The organism is Novosphingobium endophyticum, assembly GCF_014640675.1.
Lineage (GTDB): Bacteria > Pseudomonadota > Alphaproteobacteria > Sphingomonadales > Sphingomonadaceae > Novosphingobium > Novosphingobium endophyticum.
Map to the genome: position 1 here is coordinate 1 of NZ_BMHK01000078.1, position 3,983 is coordinate 3,983.

4 protein-coding genes are annotated in these 3,983 nt (G+C 62.4%); all 4 read right to left on the reverse strand.

The window, feature by feature from the left end; genetic code table 11:
* Window positions 1-256: 256 nt before the first annotated feature.
* On the reverse strand, window positions 257-1,360 hold the full coding sequence (locus IEX32_RS20165; RefSeq protein WP_188773325.1) for a nucleoside hydrolase: 1,104 nt from the start codon (window positions 1,358-1,360) through the stop codon (window positions 257-259).
* A 78-nt stretch (window positions 1,361-1,438) separates the two neighbouring features.
* Window positions 1,439-1,729: a Dabb family protein gene (locus tag IEX32_RS20170; RefSeq protein WP_188773326.1), complete on the reverse strand. Its 291-nt coding sequence runs from the start codon at window positions 1,727-1,729 to the stop codon at window positions 1,439-1,441.
* Window positions 1,730-1,890: 161 nt separating this feature from the next.
* Entirely contained in the window at window positions 1,891-2,751 is an 861-nt protein-coding gene (locus IEX32_RS20175) for a sugar phosphate isomerase/epimerase family protein (protein ID WP_188773327.1), read from the reverse strand.
* Window positions 2,748-3,983, reverse strand: a 1,236-nt coding sequence (locus IEX32_RS20180) for an MFS transporter (RefSeq protein ID WP_188773328.1), incomplete at its 5' end; no start/stop codon positions are given. The genes IEX32_RS20175 and IEX32_RS20180, both read right to left, overlap by 4 nt.

The window sequence follows — 3,983 nt, forward strand, 5'->3', positions numbered from 1 at the left end:
GACTTGTGTGTCCTGTCAGGGGCGCCGCGATAAGGCCGTCGTCCATTCGGGCATCAATCGGCGCGGGAGCAAGGACAGTCAACTACGGTGATGACGCTTGCCGCCAACAGAGCAGCCGTTCCGGGGGCGAAATTGCCTCGTCAAAAGCCGTCGTCCATTCACATCATAGCTGGTGACTTGGAAAGACCGGGTCTGGGACCTTTGAGACGGTCAGCTTCGGAGCGTCACAATGTCGATAGTGGACATCAACCAACCGCTAATTGGGCTGTTCGCAGCCATCATAGTTAACGCGCATTTTGGCAAAGAAATCGGAGAACATCAATCGGGTGTCCACTGACTTGTAAACCCGAATCTTTCGGCCTGAGTCGCGCGGCGTGTAAGTCCCGTCCGGGTTCAAATAGGGCGCGAAACTTTCCTCGTACCGGCTGGAGCTCGTCCGCTGATCGCTTGCCGATGGATTGGCGGAGACCGGGAGCAGGTCGGTCAGCGCCGTCAACAATACGAGCGGGCTATCACCCATCCTGTAGGTTTCGCCAAAGCTCACCTGGTCGGGAATATGCTTCCGAGGGTCCTCGAGCAATTTGTCATACAACCAAGTGCCGATCGCGCCATAGGGAGCGATAAAGGCCTGCAACTCCGTCGAGGATACCATGCACGTCCTGTAGACATCGCTTGGAACTTGCCAGATGGGAACATTGAATTGATTGAAAACAAGTTGGGCGGCCAGTGGATCGATAACAAAGTTGTTCTCGGCGGGACGTTTCGGGTCAGCGTGGCCCCCTATCCATACGAGCGTGAACCGATCCGCCACTCGCGGTTCAATCAACAATGCGCTCGCCACTTCCGTGAGACCTCCACCCACCGCCACATACAAGGGCAGGACGGTGTCCGTGCGCATGGCCTCATCGACGATGGCCTGCGCTCCAGGAGATTTTGAAGGGGCCGTCGAACTGGACATCTGGGCGCTGCCCAGCAACGAGGGGACTGCGCCGGTCAGGTTCATGAGGCGCAGTATCTCGTCAACCAGTTCGACCGATCGTTCCGCGGTGCGTTCGGGATAGCCGGGAACGAAACGGGCGCGGCAGCCAATGATTCCACGCACTTCCGTTGATCGCGACAGCAAGGCGTGCACAGCCGAGAACAGTGCGTCGATGTCGCCGCTAAATTCATTGGCGATCAGCACGCGGGCGCGTGCGCCCTCGGCGGGCGTAAACGGAGGGCGTTTCGATCCGCCGTGCCGGGCAGGCGGCTTCGGGGTCGGATTTGGTTGCGCCTTCACCTGGCCCGCTCCGGCTCCAGCAAGCGCGCCGCTTGCGGCGGCAAGTGCACCTCCCAAAATCGTTCGACGTGATACCGTCATCGCTGCTCTTCTTTTCCGGGTACTCGGCCTGTCCAGGGGGCGAGTTGCTCGCGGCGTCTGGAGTACGGCGCGCGCCATTCAATGACTGGGGAAGTCGATTTCCACCGGATCGATGAGCGGCAGCAGCCAGGTAAGCAGCGCCTTGTGGGCTGGGTGGTTCTGATAATCGTTTAGCGCCGGAGCGGAATCGAACTTCATGACGCCCCCCGTCTCGTATCCGGAGCTTCGTGGGGACTGATTTTGCCCGACATGGACCTCAAGAAGTCCGGGGATTTCCCCCCTAAAGGCGGAGATTTCCCGCAATGCCCGGTCTTTATCCTCCGTTGTTGCCGTTGGTCTCCACCGAAAGGCGAACATGTGAATATACATTGAGGCGCTCCTTCTCGAATGGCAGCATTCCAACCCGGTTCGGCTCACGGTATCTTGCAGACTCCCCCCGGTCGCCGGTGCTCTGTCGTCATTATCTTGCGCGGAGGAACGACGCCCGCAGCCTCACATGGGAACAGCTGAAAGGGAAGGCCGGCTGGCGGTCATTCGGCTTCGTCCCAGCATGTGCGGATGAAGCGGTATCCTTCAGTATAGACCTCTTCGGGCGAGGCGAAGAAGTCGCGCCAGACGCGCGTTGCGGCGGCGAGTTCGGGAACGCCACGGCCGAAAGCTTCAATGGTGAGCCACTGGTCGTATCCGAGCTGACGCAGCGCGGCAATCGTCTCGCGGATCGGCGCATGGCCCCGCCCCGGCGTGCCGCGGTCGTTTTCGGAAATGTGAACGTGCGTCAGCCAGCCGGAGGCGCGGAGCGCCCGCAGCGCGGCGACCGGGTCTTTCTCCTCGATATTGGCGTGGAAGGTGTCGTAGAGAACGCCAAAGCCTTCGCTATCGAGACGGTCGGCATAGGCGATCGCCTGATCGCAGGTGTTGAGCAGATGGGCCTCGAAACGGTTGAGCGGCTCCAGCGCACAGACGAGTCCGGCGTCCTTCGCCAGGGGCACGATGACGCGATGGACCTGCGCACAACGCTCCAGTTCCGCCTCGCTCGGCCGGTCGCCGCTGAACACGCCGAGCGGCTGGAACCACGGTCCGGCGAGAACGGTCCCGCCGAGCGCGGCCGAACAGTCGATCACGCGCCGCAGATGATCGGTCGCCGCCTGGCGATGCGCGGCATCCGCCGAGATCGGGCTGTGCGCTTCGTCCGGGATGATGGCGACGACTGTGCGTTCGAGGCCGATGTCATCCAGGACCTCGCCCAGCTGCCGGTAATGCGCCTCGTCGGAGGCGTCGAAGACCGGCACTTCAACGCCATCGAAACCCGTTTCCTTGAGGGCGCGTAGGACCGGTACATGTGCTTGTGTGACATGGCCGGTCCAGAGAAGGAGATTGATGCCGATCTTCATGGTAGTTGCTCCGTCAGCGGCTGGATGGGCTTGCCTGCTGCTTTCCAGCGCCGTTCCGCCAGCCATACCGCGCCAAATATAAAGAAGAGCGCCACCGGCACGACGGCAATCACCTGGAAGGACTGCTCGGCCGCATAAGCGAGCACGCGCTGCAATTCCGTGCCCGGTGGCAGTGCCGCGAAGGCTTTACTGCCGCCGGCGGCCTCCAGCTTCGCCCGATCATAGATTTTGCCGATTTCCGGCAGCACGAAATAGATCGCCATGGCGCCTGCAAAGCCGAGAAGGCCGATGGACCAGGCGCCGCCGCGCGGGTAGCGGCGGGCGGCGGCGGCCAGCATGGTGGGCCACATGAAGCAGACGCCCAGCGCCCAGAGCGTCGCGGCAAAAATCGCCGCGACCGGCCCGGAAGCGAAACTTAGCAGAAAGAGCCCGGCGGCGGCCGGAAGCGTGCAGAGGCAGAGCAGTCCCATGTCGGAGAATCGGCGCTCCAGCGCACCGGCGAAGTGACGCATGACGAACATGATAGCCGAGACATAGATCAGCACAACGATGCCTGGCATGCCGACCGTCTGCGTCAGCGCGACGTCGACCCATGACCCCGGCGCGAGTTCGGTCGAGGCCGTGAGGATCATGATGCCGGGAAATATCCAGAAACTCGGGCGCTTGAACGGCTCCACCAGCATATCCTTGAACGGCACGCCCATGGCCGTGCTTTCGGTCTTGGGAAAGTCCTGGGTGAGCGTCCACAGCCCGAACGCGGCCCCCGGGACGGCGATCAGCGCAACGAGGGCCTGCCAGCCGAGGTCGAGCCGGCTGAAGAACAGCAGGCTGGCAAGTCCGCCGATGACGACGCCGGCCGGCCACCAGGCATGCAAGACATTCAGGCGGTGCGTCTTGTCATTGGGATAGAGCGCGGCCGTGACCGGGTTGATGGACGCTTCCGTTGCGCCCCACGCGAATCCGCACACGACCATGCCGATCGTGAGCATCCGATAGACTGCGTCAATGCCGTCCATCTCGGGTGAGAGCAGGATGAGCACTGGCCCCATCACATAGCAGGCGGAGGCGAACAGGATCACGCGCTTCGCCCCGATCAGGTCGAGGAGCGGACTGATCACCACCAGGCTGAGCGCGAAGCCAAGGAAGGAATTGCCAAGCGCGGCGGCAATCATCTCGCCCGAATGGAGCGGTACGGCCGGATCGAGCAGTGCCGCCTTGATCGCGCCCGATGC

Coding starts and splice junctions, on each gene's coding strand:
- IEX32_RS20165 (WP_188773325.1), bottom strand. CDS start 1,360: ATGACGGTATCACGTCGAACGATTTTGGGAGGTGCACTTGCCGCCGCA.
- IEX32_RS20170 (WP_188773326.1), bottom strand. CDS start 1,729: ATGTATATTCACATGTTCGCCTTTCGGTGGAGACCAACGGCAACAACG.
- IEX32_RS20175 (WP_188773327.1), bottom strand. CDS start 2,751: ATGAAGATCGGCATCAATCTCCTTCTCTGGACCGGCCATGTCACACAA.